This window comes from Thauera sp. JM12B12 (genome assembly GCF_039614725.1).
In the GTDB taxonomy this organism is placed as follows: domain Bacteria; phylum Pseudomonadota; class Gammaproteobacteria; order Burkholderiales; family Rhodocyclaceae; genus Thauera.
Window position 1 is genome coordinate 2,895,441 of the sequence record NZ_CP154859.1, and the last position, 17,012, is coordinate 2,912,452.

A 17,012-nucleotide genomic window follows, 5' to 3' on the forward strand; every position below is an offset into this window, starting at 1 on the left:
CCTTCCTGCGGGTACCGCGCCGGGGCTCCTCAGTTGGCGGCGAACGGGTGCGCAGCCGTCGCCTTCTTGGCCACCACCTCGGCCGCGGTCGGCTCGCCGTTGACGGCGCGCTTGATGGCCTCGCGGGTGGCCTGGTAGTTGTAGTCCTGGATCTTCTTGTCATCCTCCGCGAGCCAGTGGATGAACACGCCGACGCAGATGAAGACGTTGTCGGCCTCGGCGGCCGGGATGGTGCCGTCCTCGACGCTGTCGGCGACCGCCATGGCGACCGCGCGCTGGGCCGGGCCGAACATCTGGACCGCCTGCTTGGCGCCCTTGATGGTCACCTTGTTGAACATCACCGTGGCCGGCTTGCACAGCAGGTTGGGCGCGACGACCGCAAGCAGGGACGTGAAACCGTCCTTGTTGTTCGTCAGCGCGGTGGCGAAAGCCGTCTCGGCAGCACTGCCCCGCGGACCGAGGATGAGGTCGATGTGCGCAACCTCGTTACCGTCTCCGACCAGGGATTCCCCTACGAGCATGCGATCGATCTTTGCCATTCTTGTGTCTCCATTCGATGTTGTGGGTGGGCCGCCCGGAAGCAGACCAGGTGCCGGAGGAGCGGGAACGAACTCCGGCAACGCGTGTACTGATACATGAACCGTGCCAGCGCACCCGCTCCGCGGCGGAGGCCCCCCTGCACCCGACCCGTCGCTGCGCATGCGGGTCAAACCCTCGACTGGCGGGCGTCGCCGGGTGTTCAGGCCGATGCCAAAAGCCGATACACCTGATCAAAAATGACACACCTGTGCCAGCGCATCGGCGGTCACGCCGAGGCGCCGGGCGAGCAGGTCATCGACCAGGGCCTGGGCGATGTCGAAGCCGGTCACGCGCTGCAGGCCGCGCCAGGCCGCCACGCCGTTGACCTCGATCACCTGTGCGCCGGCGGGCTGGCGGGCGTCGGGCACCAGATCCACCCCGGCGTAGTCCATGCCCAGGGCTGCGGCCGCGGCCTCGGCGAGCGCGGCCAGCCCGGGCGCGAGCGCGCACGGCGTGCAGCGCGCACCGCGCGCCACATTGCGGACCCAATGCGCGCTGACGCGCTTCATCGCCGCTCGCGCCCGTCCACCCACCACCAGCACCCGCCAGTCGAAGCCGGGTGAGGCCGGCGACTCGGGCTGGGGCACGAAGCGCTGCAGGTAGGCGAGGCCGCTCACCGACGACAGCGACGGCAGGGCCACGAAGTCGCCATCGACCGGCCCCAGCCGTCGCAGGCCCTTGCCCTGCGAGCCGAACATCGGCTTGAGTACCAGGCTGTGGCCCGCCGCGGCCTCGCGCATGACGATGCGCCGCGCCTGGGCCTCGTCCTCCAGCGCCCAGGCCGGCGGCGTGGGCACGCCGGCGCGCTGCAGCAGGAAGCTGGTCATCGCCTTGTCGACGCTGCGCTCGATGGCGCGCGCGTCGTTGTACACCGGCACGCCGAGCGCGCGCAGCGCATGCAGGATGCCCAGGCGCTTGGTGATCTGCTCCAGGCTGCCGCCGGCGATGCCGCGCACCAGCGCGGCGCACGGCAGGCCGCGGCCGAAGCCCGGGATCACCAGCCCGTGCGGCGATGCGGCGGTGTCGAAGCGGCAGTCGGCCAGATCGACGCAACGCCCCTCGAAGCCGCGCCGCGCCAGCGCCTGGCGCAGGCGCCGGGTGTGCCAGCCGGTCTCGTCGGTGAAGATCGCGACGCGGGCGAAGCCAGCCGGCGCACGCAGTCCGCCGTCCTGCATCGGCTCAGGCCTCCAGCCACAGCCGGCGCAGCAGCGCCATGTCCAGCCCGCCCGCATGCCAGCTACGGCCGCTGTCGAGGTTGCTGACCCACACCTCGGCGGGCGCGAACAGGGCCGGGTCGATCTTGTAGAAGTCGTACTCGTAGTCGCGGAAGATGTCGGCGAAAGAGCGCCCGTAGTCGCGCGAATTCGACGAAGGCAGGCGCTGCGCCAGGTCGCGCGCGGCCTCGTCGCTGCCACGCACCTTCAGGTGCACCCGGCCGCCGTAGAGGATGGCGTCGTTGGTGCGGCCCATCGCCACACCGCCGTCCGGGCTGGGCGCCGGCAGCGCCGCCGCGGCATGCCCATCGACGATGTCGGCGAGCGCGAAGCCGAGCTCGTGGGCCTTGTGCAGCGCCACCTCCAGCACCCGCGCCACCACCTGGGTGGTGCCGGCGAGGCTGGTGGTGGGCGTCAGCACCAGGGTCAGGCCCTCGGGGGCGAGGCCGCAGTCGCGCAGCACCTTGTCGATGACGACCTGCGGCGGACGGCGGTCCACCTCGAGCACCAGCACGCCGGCATCGGCGGCGTCGCGGTAGCCGAGCTCGGCGAACAGGTCCTCGCGACAGGCCAGCGCACGCGCCGGCCCGGAGCCGAGCGAGAAGAACTTCTTGCCGCCGGCCTCCTCCTTGCTCGCCGCCAGGCTCCAGCCGGCGTACTGGCTGGCCAGGCAGGCCAGCACCGGCTGCGCGCTGCTCACCTCGAGCCAGTCCGGCCAGCCCGCCTCCACCCGCGTGGCCAGGCGCACGCTGCCCAGGCCGCCCATGCAGATCTCGCCGATCAGCACCCCGGCGGCGACGCTGCCGCGCACGTCGATGCCGGCATCGACCAGGGTCACGCCGTTGTCGAGGCGCTCGACCGCGATGCCGAGCGCATCGGACGAGGCCAGCAGCCGCGCAACCATGGGCGCGGCCAGCCGATTCACGCTCAGTGCGCGTGTGGCCCCCGCCGGCGCGTTGTTCCTGCCTGCCCCGGCCGCGCTCATGACTTCTCCGCGAGCAGCTCGCGCGCCTTGGCGAAGGCCTCGCGAAAGCCCAGATAGAGCGGCTTGTCGGCCTCGCGCATCGCCACCAGCAGGCCGTTCTCGACCTGGTACTTGACGTTGCCGACCGCAAGCGCGCCGATGCCCACCGCGCGCGTGCCGGCGATCGGCTTGCCCTTGTCCATCACGCCGACGCCGGCGATGCCCTCCGGCGGCACCGCGTTGACGTCGGCGGCGACCAGCAGCCGGGCGGCGCCCGCCACCTCGTCCGCGCTGGCCACCTGCACGCCGGCCGCCGCCGTGGCGAGCACCACGTCAGCCGTGGCCAGCGCCGCGCGCCGGGCCTCGGCGCTGCCGGTACCGGCGCCGCGCAGCGCGCAGCCGAAGCGCGCCGCGGTCTCGGCAGCGGCCTTCTCGGCGTTGGCCTGGTCGCGATGGCTGGCCAGCGTCACCTGCGCGCCCAAGCCGGCGGCGAGCACGCCGGCGATGCGTCCGACGGTGCCGGTGCCGCCCAGGATCAGCACCTGCTTGCCGGCCAGACCGGTGCCGTGCGCGCTGCGCAGCAGCTGCTCGACACAGGCCACGAGCGCCGCGGCGGTGGTGTACGAGCCGCTCGGGTCGGCGATCACCGACACCTCGAAGGGCGGCACCATGGCCTTGCGCGCGGCCTCCAGCATGTCGGCGGCGAGCATCACGTCGCGGCCGCCGATGAAGATGCCGGTGGCCTTCACGCCCTTGGGGCCGCGCGAGAAGATCGCGTCCTGGGTGAGGCCGCCGATCTCGTCCAGGCTCACGCCGCAGTAGGGCACCACCACCTGGTAGCCGGCGTCGACCGCCATGTTGATGTCGAACGGGCTCATCTGCTTGCCCGGCGTGAACATGTGAAGAATGTAGCTTCGCTCCATGAGCGCCTCCTCCCCTTGCGGAAAACCCGCCGTGCGCGCCGGCCTTCAGGCCTGCGCCGACCGATCCTTGTGGCTGCGGGTGCCGATGCGTGCGCCGCGGTTGTCGCCACCACACACGAGCAGCCGCAGCGCGGGGTCGATCGCAGCCTCCGCGCGCGCGCGCGCCACCAGGCCCTGCGCCACCTCGGCCGAAGGCAGGATGGCGAAGCCGGTCGGGCCCCAGGAACTCTGCCCCACGCCCGCGGGCCCTTGCGCACGCAGCCAGTCCATGCAGGCCGCGACTGCCGCGCTGGTGTACATCGAGCCCCCCTGCGCGGGCGCAAAGTAATCGCCGATCTGGCCCTGGATGCGGCTGACGCCCTCGGCGAAGGGTTCGAAGCGCTGCTCGATCACCGCCGGCAGCACCTTGAGCAGCACCTGGTGACAGAGGTCCGCCGCGAGCTCGCGCGGAAAGGGCGCGAGCTGGTCCATCGCCGCGCGCTCGGCGGCGCCGCTGAGGCCGTCGATGCGCTCGTCGAGCACGAGCAACACCCGCCACGCGGCGGGGAAGTCCAGCCGCGCCAGCACAGGCGCCGGCGTGCCGCCGGGGCCGGGCCCCGCGTCGAGCAGCAGGCCGCCCTGGTCGAAGCCGGCGATGCCGACGCCCGAGCGTTCGCCACGCCCCAGCATCGCTGCCAGACGGCGGGTGGGCAGGTCTAGCCCGTGCAGGCGACAGAACGCGCGCCCGAGCGCAAGCGCGAGCTGGGTGCCCGAGCCGAAGCCCGAGTGCGCGGGCGGCGCGCTGCGCAAGCGCACCCGCAGCGGCTGGTGCCGCCCGGTCTCGCGCTGCAGGGTGTCCACATGGCGCGCCAGCCGGCGCACCGCGTCGTGCTGTCCGGGATCGTCCGACCACACCCGGGTCTCGCGCGCGAATGCAATCTCCAGCGCGGTGGGGAAGGCGTCGATCACCAGCCCGAGGCTGGCGAAGCGGCGGCCGATGCTTGCGTTGGGATCGAGGAAGCCGAGATGCAGCCGCGCCGGCGCGTCGACGTGCACCCAGGTCTCGTCGTCGGCGGCAAGGGCAAGTGAGTCGGCGGAATGGCGGGCGTCGAGGATCATGGCGGGGTCGGAAACGGCAGGCTGCGGGCGTGCGCCGCGGATGGGTCCGGGCACGGCGATACCCTGCTCGTTAGCAAGCATCGTTCCAATACCTTGCGGTGCGTCTCGTCCGCTGCCACGGAGGCGAGCGCAGGCTCGAGCAGCGCCGCGATGAACAGGGTGCACACCGTCAGGTCGGCGCTGGTCCCGGGATTGAGCCCGCGCGCCTTGAGCGCATCGTCCCAGGCAGCGAACGCCTCACCCGCGGCTGCGGTCGGCTCCGCCGCCAGGCGTGTGCGCCAGGCCGCCGCCTCGGCCGACACCGCCCGGGCGGTCGCCTCGCCGTGCTTGCGCATGATGTGCGTGTCCGGATGGGTGGCGAGCCAGGCGAGATAGACGCGCTGCACGCGCTGCGCGAGCGGCTCGGCCGGGGTGCCGGGCGCCGCGCACGATGGCCCGGCGAAGGCGGCGAGTCCGAGCGCGAAGACGTCCGCATAGCCGCTGGCGTACTGGCGGGCGATGAGGTCGCGATCGGCCGCCAGCCGCATCGCCGCGACGAGGCCGACCTCGGGCTCGGCGCTCACGTCCTGCGCGGAAACCGTACCGAGTCCGCCCGGGTTGGCGATGGCGATCGCACGATAGGCGGCGCGCGCATCGGCGACGTCGAGCGCCGCGAGCACGCGGCCGAGCGCTGCCTGCAGTCCGGCCGGCGACAGGCCCGGCGGCGCACACAGGGTTTCGTGAGCGCGCACCACAGGCGCGCACAGCAGCAGGATCCCCAGGTTGGTGTTGCACCCGGCCGCTGCCCGCGTCGCGCGCACGGCGGCCTCGAGCCGATCCCCCACGGCGGACGCCGCATCGAACAGCGGCGGCGCCGACACGCAGGCGCTGGCGAGGAACTGCTCCGCCTGCATGTCGTGGCCGGGCGCGGCAAGGCTCACGTTGCCCGGCTTGCGCACCGCCACGTCCAGCGTGCACGCCCACAGGAAGGCCAGGGCCGGGTCCGGCTGGCAAGGGCGGGGCTGCGGCGGGCGGCAATCCTTGATCGTCATGGGCAGGCAGGGACCACGGCGGATTCGATGACGCCACGCACCGCGCGCCGCCGCGCGGCCAGCGCGGCACGTACGTCCGCCTCGGTCGCCGCGGTCGCGAACACGGTGCACAGCGGATCGCCCCACGCATGCCGCGTGCCAGGCCGCGGGATGTCGCGGCAGCCGTCGTGCGCGAGCAGCCATGCCGCCACCGCTTCGTCGATACACCCGCGCCTGCGCGCGAACACGGTCTCGAAGCCGCGCAGACCTGCCGGTGGCGGCAGGCATTGCGGGGGTGCATGGCCCGCACAGGCGTCGAGATGGGCACGCATCAGCCCGCCGGCGACGGCATCGGCGAAGAGCTGGATCGCCGCCGTCGGACGCGGATTGAGCTCAAGCACCCAGGGCTGGCCCGTATCGTCGAGCAGGTAGTCGATGCCATTGAGGCCGACGAGGCCGAAGGCGTCGGCGAGGCACGCAGCGACCCGGGACAGTTCCGCCGCCACCGCAGGCGACACCGCCACCGGGCCGATGCCGCCGCGATAGACGAAGGGCCGGCCACCGAACGCGCGCACGATCTGGCGCGAATGCCCCACCACGGTGGCGGTGCCGCGCGCGGCGAGGAACAGGCAGGACAGCGCCGCACCCGCGAGCTCGCGCTGGAAATGACGCCCCGGCGACGGCCACCGGCTGTCGCCGCCGGCCATCGCCCCTGGCGCGCGCCGCACGTGCCAGCCCCCGCAGGCGTGGGCATCCTTAACCAGCCAGCCGCGCGGGTCCGCGGGGGCGTCGAGGCGGATCTCAGGATGCGCGATCGCGCACGCATCGAGCACCGCGTTGAAGGCCACCGGCGTGCGCACCCGGCGCACCGTCTGCGGCGTGTTGCCGAGTAGCGGCAGCACGCCCGCCGCCTCGGCGAGCAGGTCGAGCAGAGCCTCGAAACCGCTGCCGGCGACCCAGCCCGCGACGTCGCCACGCCTGCGCAGCGCGGCAAGCGCGGCGAGCAGGCGGCCACGGTCGAGGCGCAGGTCCGCGCCCCCCACCCTCGTGCAGTGCTCGGCCATGCGGACGGTATCGAGGTCGGCGAAGGCGTCGATCGCGATCGGCCGGCAGGCGCTGCGGCGTGCGCACTCGACGAGGCTGCGCGCCGAGGTGGCGACGAAGGCGATCGCCGGCGATGGGTCGGGACGGCAGGACAGGCTCATCGCGGCATTCTGCCACCCCGGCCCCGCACGGCGCTCGGCCGCCCACGTCGCGGCTCGTTCGCTGTCCCAAAAAGTAGCACCTGCCCCAGATTTAAGCAGCGTATGGCAGCCCGCCCGGCGCCACCGCTTCCTCAGGCGCCTGGCACAAGCTTTGCATTGCCTTTGACAGTTTCGGAGCACCCGAGACCTGCCGGCGACGGCGGGCGTTTTGCAGCTGCAGTCCTCGTGTGCCGCGGCGGGGAAGCTCGGTTGGCGCGGCAAGACACCAGAGTGTTTTCAGTGAGGAGACGACAATGAAACAACCAGGGAAACCCGCCCGTCGCAGCCCCCAGTTGCTGGCCGCAGTCCTGCTGGCCCTGCCCGGACTCGCACTCGCAAACGCGGACCTCAAGAGCAAGATCGACAACCCGGGCAACTGGGCCGCGCAGGCGGGCGACTTCTTCAACCAGCGCTACAGCAAGCTCGACCAGATCAACAAGGACAACGTCGGCAACATGCAGGTCGCGTGGACCTTCTCCACCGGCGTGCTGCGCGGTCATGAAGGTTCTCCGCTCGTCATCGACGGCATGATGTACATCCACACCCCGTTCCCGAACAAGGTGTTCGCGGTCGACCTCGACACGCAGAAGATCGTCTGGCGCTACGAGCCGCGCCAGGATCCTTCGGTGATCGCGCAGATGTGCTGTGACACCGTGTATCGCGGCCTCGCCTATGCCGAAGGCAAGATCTTCCTGCAGCAGGCCGACAGCACGCTGGTCGCGCTCGACGCCAAGGACGGCAAGGTACTGTGGAGCGTGGTGAACGGCGATCCCAAGCTCGGCGCGGTCAACACCAACGCCCCGCACGTATTCGGCGACAAGGTCATCACCGGCATCTCCGGTGGCGAATGGGGCGTGCGCGGCTTCCTCGCCGCCTACGACATCAACACCGGCAAGCTGGCATGGAAGGGCTACAGCACCGGCCCCGACGCCGAGATGCTGATGGACCCCGAGAAGACCATGACCTGGACCGACGGCGAGTTGAAGCCGGTGGGCAAGGACTCCTCGCTGAAGACCTGGCAGGGCGACCAGTGGAAGATCGGCGGCGGCACGACCTGGGGCTGGTTCAGCTACGACCCGGCGCTCAACCTGGTCTACTACGGCACCGGCAACCCCTCGACCTGGAACCCCTCGCAGCGCCCCGGCGACAACAAGTGGTCAATGACGATCTTCGCCCGCGACCTCAACACCGGCGTCGCCAAGTGGGTGTATCAGATGACGCCGCACGACGAATGGGACTTCGACGGCGTCAATGAAATGATCCTTGCCGACATCAAGGTCAAGGGCAAGGACACCAAGGCGCTGGTGCACTTCGACCGCAACGGCTTCGCCTACACGATGGATCGCACCAACGGCGCGCTGCTGGTGGCCGAGAAGTACGACCCGACGGTGAACTGGGCCTCGCATGTCGACATGAAGACCGGCCGCCCGCAGGTGGTCGCCGATTTCTCGACCTCGAAGCACACCAATCCCAAGCACGGCCCGGACGTCAACGTGAAGGGCATCTGCCCGGCGGCGCTCGGCACCAAGGACCAGCAGCCGGCCTCCTTCGATCCGAAGACCGGCCTGTTCTATGTGCCCACCAACCACGTGTGCATGGACTACGAGCCGTTCGAGGTGGACTACGTTGCCGGCCAGCCCTATGTCGGCGCCACCGTGTCGATGTTCCCGACTCCGAACAGCCATGGCGGGATGGGCAACTTCATCGCCTGGGACGCGGGTGAAGGCAAGATCGTCCAGTCCAAGCCCGAGAAGTTCTCGGTGTGGAGCGGCTCGCTCAATACCGCGGGCGGCATCTCCTGCTTCGGCACGCTGGAGGGCTACCTGAAGTGCGTCGATGCGAACGACATCAACAAGGAGCTGTACAGCTTCAAGACGCCGTCCGGGATCATCGGCAACGTATTCACCTATCTGCACAAGGGCAAGCAGTACATCGGCGTGTTCTCGGGCATCGGCGGCTGGGCCGGCATCGGCATGGCGGCCGGTCTGGAGAACGACACCGACGGCCTGGGCGCGGTGGGCGGCTATCGCGAGCTGCAGAACTACACCCAGCTTGGCGGTTCGCTGACCATCTTCGCGGTCCCCAGCCGCTGAGCGTCCCGTGGCCGGCACGGACGAACCCGCGCCGGCCACGGCGATCGAAGCTCGAGAGGCCCGAACCAGCAACACGCCCGCGCCTGCAAGGCGCAGACCGAGACCAGCGGGCCGCACGGAGCCCGCACCGAGGAGGAGTCCCTCATGAAACACAGGCAGTTCGCCCTCGCATTCGCCTTTCTCTGCTTCGGCAGTGCGACCCAGGCCCAGGACGCTCAGGCCGCGGCCAAGTCCAGCGAGTCGGACAAGCCGCTCTACACCGTGGTGGACGGCTACAAGGTCGACGCCGACACGCTCCAGGGCTTCCGTACCTGGCGTGCGGCGGCATGCGATCGCTGCCATGGCGCCAACCAGGAAGGCATGGTCGGCCCCTCGCTGATCGAGCGCCTCAAGGTGCTGAGCAAGGAGGAGTTCGTCACCGTCGTGCGTGACGGCCGCCTGGAAAAGGGCATGCAGAGCTTCGGCAACGACCCGCGCGTGATGGACAACATCGACAAGCTCTATGCCTACCTCAAGGGGCGCTCGGACGGTGCGATCACGCGCGCCCGCGTGAGCGCGATCGAATGACGGCCGAACGCAGCCAAGGAGTTCCGATGACCGAGGCCAACCCCCGCACCCGCGGCGCCGACCCGCGCAGCCCCGTTGCACGGCACCCTGGCGCACCTGCATCGCCTGCGCACTGGACGACGCGACAGCGCGCGGTCGCGCTCGTCGGCGCCTGCGCTGCCGCCGCGCTGCTCGCCCCCGCGCCGGCCGCCGGCGCTGCCGAGGGCAAGGCAAACGGGCGCGACAGCTTGCGCGTCTGCCAGGACCCCAACAACCTGCCCTTCGCCAACGACAGGCAGGAGGGCTTCGAGAACCGCATCGCCGAGCTGCTCGGCAAGCACCTCGGCGTGCCGGTCACCTATTTCAACTACCCGCAGCGCTTCGTATTCATCCGCAACACCCTGCGCTACAAGCTGCCCGGCGAGGACTACCCCTGCGACGTGATCATCGGCCTGCCGGTCGGCTTCGACCAGGTCGCGATCACCAAGCCCTACTATCGCTCGACCTACGCCATGGTCTTCCCGCAAGGCAAGGGTCTGGACGGCGTGAACAGCGTCGAGGACTTCCTCGCCCTGGGTCGCGAGCGTCTGTCCGCACTGAGGATCGGTCTCTACGACAAGTCCCCGGCCTCGAAGTGGATGGACCGCCACGCCCTGGTCGACCAGGGCGTGCCCTACCAGACCATCAACGTCGCCATGGACCATTACGTCGGCGACATCATCGACAAGGACCTGGTGGGCGGGAAGATCGACGTCGCCATCGTGTGGGGACCGGTCGCCGGCTACTACGCGAACAAGGTCGACCCGCCGCTCAAGGTCGTGCCGATGAAGTCCGAGCCCGGCATCCAGTTCGACTTCGCCTTCGGCATGGGCATCCGCCGCGGCGAGCCGGAATGGAAGGCGCAGCTCGAGGGCTTCCTCGACACCCACCAGGCCGAGATCGCCGAGATACTCGAGCGCTACCACGTACCGCTGATCGACGAACCGCCCAAGGTCGTCAGCAACGGATCATGAGCCCGCGGGGTGTCGCGGCCGCGGCCCGCACCCCGCTGCCGCAACCAGGACACGCATGCGCACACATCCGCCCCTCCGCGCCGGTCTCGGCGTGCTCGCCGCCTGCCTGCTGATGCCGCTCGGCGCCGAGGCGGCCGACGGCCCGGCCAGCCCCCCCCAGGACTACTCCGACGCCGAACGGATCATCTTCATGACCGAGCACCTCGGCGCCCTGCAGCCGCCGCAGACGCTCGCCTACCGCTTCCGCAAGCACGGCTCGCTGGAGGAGGACTTCGAGGACCGGGTCACGCTGCGCCTGTCGCCCACGGCGTCCGGCGCCTGCTGCAACGGCGAGGCGGACTTCCTGTCCGATGCGCGCCGGCTCAGGCTGCCCGCGGTCGAGGATGCGCGCGCGAATCCGGTGATCCTGTACTTCCTCGAGCACGACGTGCGCGACATGAACCGACTCACCAAGGGCCAGCAGAACCACTTTCGCAAGCGCATCCGCATGGCGATCTATCAGGGCGCGCGCGTCGAGCAGCGCGCACTCGAATACCTCGGCCGTCCGATCAGCGCGCAGCAGGTGGTGATCTCGCCCTACGAGGATGACCCGAACCGCGGCCGCTTCGAGCAGTACGCCGACAAGCATTACGTGTTCTGGCTGTCGAACGAGGTCCCCGGCGGTGTGTTCGGCGTCGCCAGCCGCATGAACGCGCGCGATGCCGGCGCCGAGCCGCTGATGGTCGAGGAGATGTACCTCGAAGGCGCCACGCCGCCCGATCTGACGGCGCTCGCGCGCTGAACCAGGAGAGCCCCGCCATGAAGAGCCTGATCAAACCCCTCGCCGGCCTGGCACTGGCCGCTGTCGTGAGCCTGCCCGCGATGGCCAACGATTTCCCGACCACCGAGCGGGTGAGCTTCGTGCTCGAGTGCATGCATGCCCACCCCGGCCCGGAGTTCGAGATGTCCTCCAAGTGCTCGTGCGCACTCGACGCCATCGCACGCGAGATCAGCTTCGACGAATACCGCAGCATGCACACGGCAGCGCTCGCCAACGCGATCAGCGGCGAGCGCGGCGGCTACTACCGCGGCAAGCACTGGCGCGGCGAGGTGCGCAAGTACGACGAACTGCTCGCCAAGGCCAAGAAGGGCTGCTTCATCGACACCTCGGCGGTACGCCGCTGACCGCGGCGCCGCGGTGCATCGACTGCCCCATGCCTTGCGCGCAGGCACCCTGAGCGCAGCCCCACCGGGAGCAGCCAGGCGCCACGCCCGACCGACATGCCCCTCCTCGCCCGCCCCCTGCGCTGCACGATCGTCGCCTGCCTGCTGGCGTGGGCGAGCGCGGCCACGGCCGCCGCGGACATCGCGCCACTGCCGGTCGCGGAGATCGCGCCCGGCGTCCATGTCCATGGCGGGCACACCGCCACCTGGCCGGGTACGCGCGCAGACGGGCACGCCAGCGACGTCGCCAACACCGGCTTCATCGTCGGCGCGCGCTGCGTCGCCGTCATCGACACCGGCGGCAGCCCCGCGCTCGGCGCCCGCCTGCTCGCGGCGCTGCGCCGGGTCACGGCGCTGCCGGTGTGCTACGTCATCAACACCCACGTCCACCCCGACCACACGCTCGGCAATGCGGCCTTCGCCGCGCTCGAGCCGCGACCGCGCTTCGTCGGCCACGCCCACCTCGCGGCCTCGCTCGCCGCACGCGCGCCCTTCTATCGCGAGGCGCTGGCACGCGAGCTCGGCGTGGCGGTCGGCGCGTCCGACATCGTCTTTCCCGATCTCGCCGTCACTGGTCGCAGCACGCTCGAGCTCGGCGGCCGCCGCCTCGTGCTGCACGCCTGGCCCACCGCGCACACCGACAACGACCTCAGCGTGCTCGACGAGTCCAGCGCGACCTTGTTCGCCGGCGACCTGCTCTTCATCGGCCACCTGCCGGTGATCGACGGCCGGCTGCTCGGATGGCTCGGGGTGATGGACGGGCTCGCCGCCCTGCGGCCGACCCGCATCGTGCCCGGCCATGGCGCCCCGACCGCGGACTGGGAAGCGGCGCTGGCGACGCAGCGCGCCTACCTGGAAGGCGTGCGCGACGGCATCCGCGCCGCCATTGCCGACGGCCGCACGATTGCGACCGCGGTCGAGGGCCTGGCCGACACCGGCACCGATGGCTGGCTTCTGGTCGAGGACTACCACCGCCGCAACCTTACCGCCGCCTACGCCGAGCTGGAGTGGGAGGACTAGGGCCCGACCGGGCCCGTGGAGGACGCATGAACACGCTCACATCCCTGCTGCTCGCCGCCATGCTCGCCGCAAGTCTCGCCGGCCCGGCCGGGGCGCAGCAGAAATCCGACCCGGACAATCCGGAGGCCAACGCCACCTGGCAGCAGGTGCGTGCGGCGATGTTCAAGGACCGGGAGATCACCACGCCGGCAGAAGCCGTGCTCAGCCTCGACGCACCGGAGCGTGCGCAGGACGCCGCGATCGTCCCGATCTCGATCCGCACCCACGTCGAGCAGCGCCCCGAGCGCTACATCGAGCGCGTCTACCTCATGATCGACAACAACCCTTCGCCAGTCGGCGCGGTGTTCCACTTCACCCCGGCAAGCGGACGTGCCGACATCGAGACGCGGGTGCGCGTGGACGCCTACACCCATGTGCGCGCGATCGCCGAGATGAACACCGGCGAGCTGTTCATGGCCACCCGCTTCGTCAAGGCCTCGGGTGGCTGCTCCGCGCCTCCGGGCAAGGACATGCAGTCCGCGATGGCCAACCTCGGCAAGATGCGTTTTCGCGTCGAGGGCGAGCTCGAGCCCGGCAAGCCGGCGCAGGCGCAGCTCATGATCAGCCATCCGAACAACTCCGGCCTGGTCATGGACCAGCTCACCCGCATGTACACCCCGGCCTACTTCGTGCGCCGCATCCAGGTGAGCTATGCCGGCCAGCCGGTACTGAGCGCCGACGTGGATTTCTCGATCAGCGAGAACCCGAACTTCCGCTTCTACTTCGTCCCCAGCGGCGAAGGCGAGCTGAAGGCCGAGGTCATCGACACCAACGACCTGCGCTTCGAGACCGTGGTGAAGGTGGATGCCGGGGGCTGAACTGCGCGCTCGCCGACGGCACGATGGGCGGCTCCGCGCGAACATGCCCGGGCAGGGAGCCCTGGCCCGCGCGGGCCCGGTGCTCACAGCCCATAGCGCGGGTTCGCCTGGCGTTTCTCGTCCATGTCACGCACCAGGAAGCGGACGGCGCGCAGCCAGCTCTCGTCATTGTTGCCGCGCATGTCCACCGACTTCACCAGCGCCACACGCTGGGTTGCGACCTCGCGAATCTCGATGTTGACGTTGAGGATGAGATTGCTGACCTTCTGCACCCAGCCCGCGGCAACGTAGCGGGTGCCGACGGCGGCGCCGATCTCGGCGAGGCAGTGCGGGCAGCGGTAGACGAACTCGACACCGCTGCCCACGCGGTCGATCACTGCCTGGTGGGGCGCGTTGTCGATCAGGCTGTAGAGGCCGCGCTGGGCGATCTGGGCGCGAAACTCGGCGTCGATCATCTTCAGCCGCGCCTGCTGGGCGTCGTGGCGGGTGGGGTCGGGGTGGTCCTCGAGCAGCTCGAAGCCGATCATGGCGAGCGTGGGCGGGGCCGCATCCGCCGCGCGGGCCCTGCCGCTGACGACGGCGAGGATCAGCGACAGAAGCAGGAAAAGGACCAGACGGCGGCCGCCGGATGGAATGCGAAGGGTGCGGGCGATCATGGAAGCTCTCCTCGGAATGGCGACGGGACAGGCGCATGAAACGGACTAGCGGCGCGTGCTGCGCGCGGGGTGGTCGCGGAATCGACGCGCGCGCGGCCGGCGCGGCCGGGCGGCCGGGGCGATGGATGGCGTCGCTGGCCGTCCTGCTCGTGCTCCTGGCCGTCACGTTCGGCGCGCGGGCGCAGGAGGCGCTGACGCTGGCCGAGGGCGTGCATGTCTTCGTCGGCGACACCGGCGAGCCTTCGCCGGCCAACCGCGGCCGCATCGGCAACGTCGGCTTCGTGGTCGGCGACAGCGGCACGGTGGTGATCAATGCCGGCGCCTCCTACCGTCACGGCCGCGCCCTGCTCGCCGCGGCCGAGCGCATCGGGGGCAAGCCGGTGGTGCTGGTGGTGATCACCCAGCCGGTGCAGGAATTCGTCATGGGCGCGGCGGCCTTCGCCGACCAGGGCATCCCGGTGCTGGCGCACCGCGCCAGCGCGGCGCTGATCGCCAGCCGCTGCGAGGACTGCCTGCACAGGCTGCGCCAGGTGCTGGGCGAGGACGAGATGGCGGGCAGCCGCGTCCACCGGCCCGAGCGCCAGATCGAGGCCAGCACGACCCTGGAGGCCGGCGGACGCCGCCTGGCGCTGATCCACCCCGGCTGGGGCAGTTCGCCCGGCGACCTGATGGTGCGCGATGTGCGCAGCGGCGTGGTGTTCGCCGGTGCGCTGGTCAGCGTCGACCGCGTGCCCGAGCTGCGCGACAGCGACCCCCGGGGCTGGCTGGCGGCGCTCGACGCCCTGCAGGCGCTGACACGCGGCGAGGCGGGGCACGCAAACGCCGTCGACATGCCGGCGGGCGCGCGCATCGTGCCCGGCTACGGCCCGCCGGTATCCGCCGCTGCGCTCGACGCGGTGCGCGACTACATCGTCGACACCGAAGCCCGGGTGCACAGCCTGTTCGATGCCGGGACGCCGCTGTCGGCGCTGGTGCAGGCGGCGCAGCTGCCGCGCTACGCGGGCTGGGCGCTGTACCAGCCCGTGCATGGCCGCAACGTCCAGCAGCGCTACCTCGCCCTCGAGCGCGCCACCCTCGTCGAGTGAGGCCCGTCGGGCCTCGCCGCGCCGCCCGGACCGTTCTCGGGCCTCGATCGCCATCCCGAACCCGCCCGCCTCAGGTTTCCGTCACTTTTCCATCTCCGCCTTGAGCGCGTCGAGCCCGCCCTTGTACACCCCGGTGACCGCGGTGACCGCGGCCTGGTCGTTCAACTCCGGCGGCGGGTCGTTGTTCGGGAAGCCGCGGTAGAAGGCGCCGCGCCACTGCACCTTCGACTTGCCCTCGCCGTCCGCTGTGACAGTGAGGTGCGAGACGTAGTTGGTGACCGGCAACACCTTCACGTCGACCTGGGTGATCTTGTACGAGTAGCTCATGCCCTCGGCGCTGTAGCGGGTGAGCTGCTCGGCGATCGTCGGGTCGCCCTCGCCCTTGAGGGTCAGCACGCGGCTGGCGCCCACCTCGTTGCCGCCCTGGCCTTCGGTGCGCGCCACCGCCGGGTGCCAGGACATGTCGTGGAAGCTCGCCACCCGCGCCCACACCTTGTCGGCCGGCGCGGCGATGTCCACCGTCAGCTCGACCTTCTGCCGGCTCGGCCCGTGCGCCCAGGCGCCGCCGGCGACGACCGCCGCCATGGCCACCACCAGTACGTCTCTGCGAGTCACTTTCATGTCGTCTCCACTGTCGTTGCTGTCATGAAGGGCGGGAAGACCGGCGGCACCCACGCGGAGCGTCGCCGGCCGGGGTTCAGCCGGGCTTCCCGGTGCGCTTGAGCATGCCGCGCTGCGGGTCGTAGCCCCAGGCGGCAAGCAGGAAGAAGGCCGCCAGGCAGCCGGCGACGATCGCCAGCGACTGCACCGCCACCTGGCCGTGCAAGGCGAAGCGCGTCGCCTCCACTGCGTGGGTGAAGGGGTTCCAGGTGGCGAGGAAGTGGATCACGCGCGCACCGGACTCCTCCAGCTTCCACAGCGGATAGAGCGCGGGCGAGATGAAGAACATCGGGAAGATGACGAAATTCATCGTGCCGGCGAAGTTCTCGAGCTGGCGGATGTTGACCGACAGCAGCAGCCCGAGCGCGCCCAGCATCATCCCCGACAGCACCAGCACCGGCAGCGCGTACAGCCAGCCGATGAGCGGCACCTCGACCTCGAACAGCGCGGCGATGATCAGGAACACATAGGCCTGCAGCACCGACAGCAGGGTGCCGGCGAGCAGCTTGCAGAACAGCAGATACCAGCGCGGCAGCGGCGCGGTGAGCAGCAGCCGCATCACGCCCATCTCGCGGTCGTACACCATGGCGAGCGAGGACTGCATGCCGTTGAAGAGCAGCACCATGCCCAGCAGCCCGGGCACGATGTAGGTCTGGTACGGGATGTAGGTGTCGTAGGGCGGGATGATCGACACCCCGAACACGTTCTGGAAGCCGGCGGCGAACACCACCAGCCACAGCAGCGGACGCACCAGCGCCGAGGCCAGCCGCCCGCCCTGACGGACGAACTTGGCGACCTCGCGGCTGGTGACGGCCTGCAGCGCAAGCCAGGCGTGGGCGGGCCTCAT

The 17,012-nt window shown here is 70.7% G+C and carries 18 protein-coding genes; 8 read left to right on the forward strand and 10 right to left on the reverse strand.

All coding sequences use genetic code 11. The annotated features are described in order from the left end of the window. Window positions 1-29 precede the first annotated feature (29 nt). The 7 genes from fae to AAG895_RS13145 all read right to left on the reverse strand — a co-directional run bounded on the left by fae (window position 30) and on the right by AAG895_RS13145 (window position 6,993). Complete coding sequence (fae, locus tag AAG895_RS13115; protein WP_345792450.1) at window positions 30-539, reverse strand: formaldehyde-activating enzyme; 510 nt, start codon at window positions 537-539, stop codon at window positions 30-32. Between the two features lie 231 nt (window positions 540-770). Further along, a complete protein-coding gene (locus tag AAG895_RS13120; RefSeq protein ID WP_345792451.1) occupies window positions 771-1,754 on the reverse strand; it encodes a RimK family alpha-L-glutamate ligase in 984 nt (327 codons plus the stop codon). 4 nt (window positions 1,755-1,758) lie between these two features. Continuing rightward, the gene (mch, locus tag AAG895_RS13125; RefSeq protein WP_345792452.1) at window positions 1,759-2,778 is read right to left on the reverse strand and encodes a methenyltetrahydromethanopterin cyclohydrolase; all 1,020 of its coding nucleotides are present in this window, start codon (window positions 2,776-2,778) and stop codon (window positions 1,759-1,761) included. Beyond that, a complete protein-coding gene (locus AAG895_RS13130) occupies window positions 2,775-3,680 on the reverse strand; it encodes an NAD(P)-dependent methylenetetrahydromethanopterin dehydrogenase (protein WP_345792453.1) in 906 nt (301 codons plus the stop codon). Before AAG895_RS13130 ends, mch begins: the two co-directional genes overlap by 4 nt. A 45-nt stretch (window positions 3,681-3,725) precedes the next feature. Then, window positions 3,726-4,778, reverse strand: a complete 1,053-nt coding sequence (locus AAG895_RS13135) for a beta-ribofuranosylaminobenzene 5'-phosphate synthase family protein (protein WP_345792454.1) — start codon at window positions 4,776-4,778, stop codon at window positions 3,726-3,728. After that, a complete protein-coding gene (locus tag AAG895_RS13140; protein WP_345792455.1) occupies window positions 4,775-5,809 on the reverse strand; it encodes a triphosphoribosyl-dephospho-CoA synthase in 1,035 nt (344 codons plus the stop codon). The genes AAG895_RS13135 and AAG895_RS13140 overlap by 4 nt, the downstream gene beginning before the upstream one ends. Then, window positions 5,806-6,993, reverse strand: coding sequence for an ATP-grasp domain-containing protein (locus AAG895_RS13145; RefSeq protein WP_345792456.1), 1,188 nt, complete (start codon window positions 6,991-6,993; stop codon window positions 5,806-5,808). The genes AAG895_RS13140 and AAG895_RS13145 overlap by 4 nt, the downstream gene beginning before the upstream one ends. A 293-nt stretch (window positions 6,994-7,286) precedes the next feature. Here AAG895_RS13145 and AAG895_RS13150 point away from each other — a divergent pair, with 293 nt between their 5' ends. The 7 genes from AAG895_RS13150 to AAG895_RS13180 all read left to right on the forward strand — a co-directional run bounded on the left by AAG895_RS13150 (window position 7,287) and on the right by AAG895_RS13180 (window position 13,764). Continuing rightward, window positions 7,287-9,125, forward strand: a complete 1,839-nt coding sequence (locus tag AAG895_RS13150; protein ID WP_345792457.1) for a methanol/ethanol family PQQ-dependent dehydrogenase — start codon at window positions 7,287-7,289, stop codon at window positions 9,123-9,125. A gap of 144 nt (window positions 9,126-9,269) precedes the next feature. Next, a complete protein-coding gene (locus AAG895_RS13155) occupies window positions 9,270-9,692 on the forward strand; it encodes a cytochrome c (RefSeq protein WP_345792458.1) in 423 nt (140 codons plus the stop codon). Window positions 9,693-9,718: 26 nt separating this feature from the next. Beyond that, complete coding sequence (locus AAG895_RS13160; RefSeq protein ID WP_345792459.1) at window positions 9,719-10,684, forward strand: quinoprotein dehydrogenase-associated putative ABC transporter substrate-binding protein; 966 nt, start codon at window positions 9,719-9,721, stop codon at window positions 10,682-10,684. A 55-nt stretch (window positions 10,685-10,739) separates the two neighbouring features. Continuing rightward, window positions 10,740-11,465: a hypothetical protein gene (locus AAG895_RS13165; RefSeq protein ID WP_345792460.1), complete on the forward strand. Its 726-nt coding sequence runs from the start codon at window positions 10,740-10,742 to the stop codon at window positions 11,463-11,465. 17 nt (window positions 11,466-11,482) lie between these two features. Then, window positions 11,483-11,848: a hypothetical protein gene (locus AAG895_RS13170; protein ID WP_345792461.1), complete on the forward strand. Its 366-nt coding sequence runs from the start codon at window positions 11,483-11,485 to the stop codon at window positions 11,846-11,848. A 96-nt stretch (window positions 11,849-11,944) separates the two neighbouring features. After that, window positions 11,945-12,907, forward strand: a complete 963-nt coding sequence (locus AAG895_RS13175) for a quinoprotein relay system zinc metallohydrolase 2 (RefSeq protein WP_345792462.1) — start codon at window positions 11,945-11,947, stop codon at window positions 12,905-12,907. A gap of 26 nt (window positions 12,908-12,933) precedes the next feature. Continuing rightward, window positions 12,934-13,764, forward strand: a complete 831-nt coding sequence (locus AAG895_RS13180) for a quinoprotein dehydrogenase-associated SoxYZ-like carrier (RefSeq protein ID WP_345792463.1) — start codon at window positions 12,934-12,936, stop codon at window positions 13,762-13,764. 83 nt (window positions 13,765-13,847) lie between these two features. Here the strand turns inward: AAG895_RS13180 and AAG895_RS13185 are convergent, their stop codons facing one another. Beyond that, window positions 13,848-14,420, reverse strand: coding sequence for a DUF3280 domain-containing protein (locus tag AAG895_RS13185; RefSeq protein ID WP_345792464.1), 573 nt, complete (start codon window positions 14,418-14,420; stop codon window positions 13,848-13,850). Window positions 14,421-14,545: 125 nt separating this feature from the next. Here AAG895_RS13185 and AAG895_RS13190 point away from each other — a divergent pair, with 125 nt between their 5' ends. After that, window positions 14,546-15,505, forward strand: coding sequence for an MBL fold metallo-hydrolase (locus tag AAG895_RS13190; RefSeq protein ID WP_345792465.1), 960 nt, complete (start codon window positions 14,546-14,548; stop codon window positions 15,503-15,505). Window positions 15,506-15,586: 81 nt separating this feature from the next. Here AAG895_RS13190 and AAG895_RS13195 read toward each other — a convergent pair whose 3' ends face one another. Together AAG895_RS13195 and AAG895_RS13200 are read right to left on the reverse strand one after the other, a co-directional pair. Continuing rightward, entirely contained in the window at window positions 15,587-16,126 is a 540-nt protein-coding gene (locus tag AAG895_RS13195; RefSeq protein ID WP_345792466.1) for an SRPBCC family protein, read from the reverse strand. A 76-nt stretch (window positions 16,127-16,202) separates the two neighbouring features. Further along, window positions 16,203-17,012 carry an ABC transporter permease gene (locus AAG895_RS13200; protein ID WP_345792467.1) on the reverse strand — a complete coding sequence of 270 codons (810 nt, stop codon included), beginning with the start codon at window positions 17,010-17,012 and terminating at the stop codon, window positions 16,203-16,205.

Coding starts and splice junctions, on each gene's coding strand:
- fae (WP_345792450.1), bottom strand. CDS start 539: ATGGCAAAGATCGATCGCATGCTCGTAGGGGAATCCCTGGTCGGAGAC.
- AAG895_RS13120 (WP_345792451.1), bottom strand. CDS start 1,754: ATGCAGGACGGCGGACTGCGTGCGCCGGCTGGCTTCGCCCGCGTCGCG.
- mch (WP_345792452.1), bottom strand. CDS start 2,778: ATGAGCGCGGCCGGGGCAGGCAGGAACAACGCGCCGGCGGGGGCCACA.
- AAG895_RS13130 (WP_345792453.1), bottom strand. CDS start 3,680: ATGGAGCGAAGCTACATTCTTCACATGTTCACGCCGGGCAAGCAGATG.
- AAG895_RS13135 (WP_345792454.1), bottom strand. CDS start 4,778: ATGATCCTCGACGCCCGCCATTCCGCCGACTCACTTGCCCTTGCCGCC.
- AAG895_RS13140 (WP_345792455.1), bottom strand. CDS start 5,809: ATGACGATCAAGGATTGCCGCCCGCCGCAGCCCCGCCCTTGCCAGCCG.
- AAG895_RS13145 (WP_345792456.1), bottom strand. CDS start 6,993: ATGAGCCTGTCCTGCCGTCCCGACCCATCGCCGGCGATCGCCTTCGTC.
- AAG895_RS13150 (WP_345792457.1), top strand. CDS start 7,287: ATGAAACAACCAGGGAAACCCGCCCGTCGCAGCCCCCAGTTGCTGGCC.
- AAG895_RS13155 (WP_345792458.1), top strand. CDS start 9,270: ATGAAACACAGGCAGTTCGCCCTCGCATTCGCCTTTCTCTGCTTCGGC.
- AAG895_RS13160 (WP_345792459.1), top strand. CDS start 9,719: ATGACCGAGGCCAACCCCCGCACCCGCGGCGCCGACCCGCGCAGCCCC.
- AAG895_RS13165 (WP_345792460.1), top strand. CDS start 10,740: ATGCGCACACATCCGCCCCTCCGCGCCGGTCTCGGCGTGCTCGCCGCC.
- AAG895_RS13170 (WP_345792461.1), top strand. CDS start 11,483: ATGAAGAGCCTGATCAAACCCCTCGCCGGCCTGGCACTGGCCGCTGTC.
- AAG895_RS13175 (WP_345792462.1), top strand. CDS start 11,945: ATGCCCCTCCTCGCCCGCCCCCTGCGCTGCACGATCGTCGCCTGCCTG.
- AAG895_RS13180 (WP_345792463.1), top strand. CDS start 12,934: ATGAACACGCTCACATCCCTGCTGCTCGCCGCCATGCTCGCCGCAAGT.
- AAG895_RS13185 (WP_345792464.1), bottom strand. CDS start 14,420: ATGATCGCCCGCACCCTTCGCATTCCATCCGGCGGCCGCCGTCTGGTC.
- AAG895_RS13190 (WP_345792465.1), top strand. CDS start 14,546: ATGGCGTCGCTGGCCGTCCTGCTCGTGCTCCTGGCCGTCACGTTCGGC.
- AAG895_RS13195 (WP_345792466.1), bottom strand. CDS start 16,126: ATGAAAGTGACTCGCAGAGACGTACTGGTGGTGGCCATGGCGGCGGTC.
- AAG895_RS13200 (WP_345792467.1), bottom strand. CDS start 17,012: ATGAGGCCCGCCCACGCCTGGCTTGCGCTGCAGGCCGTCACCAGCCGC.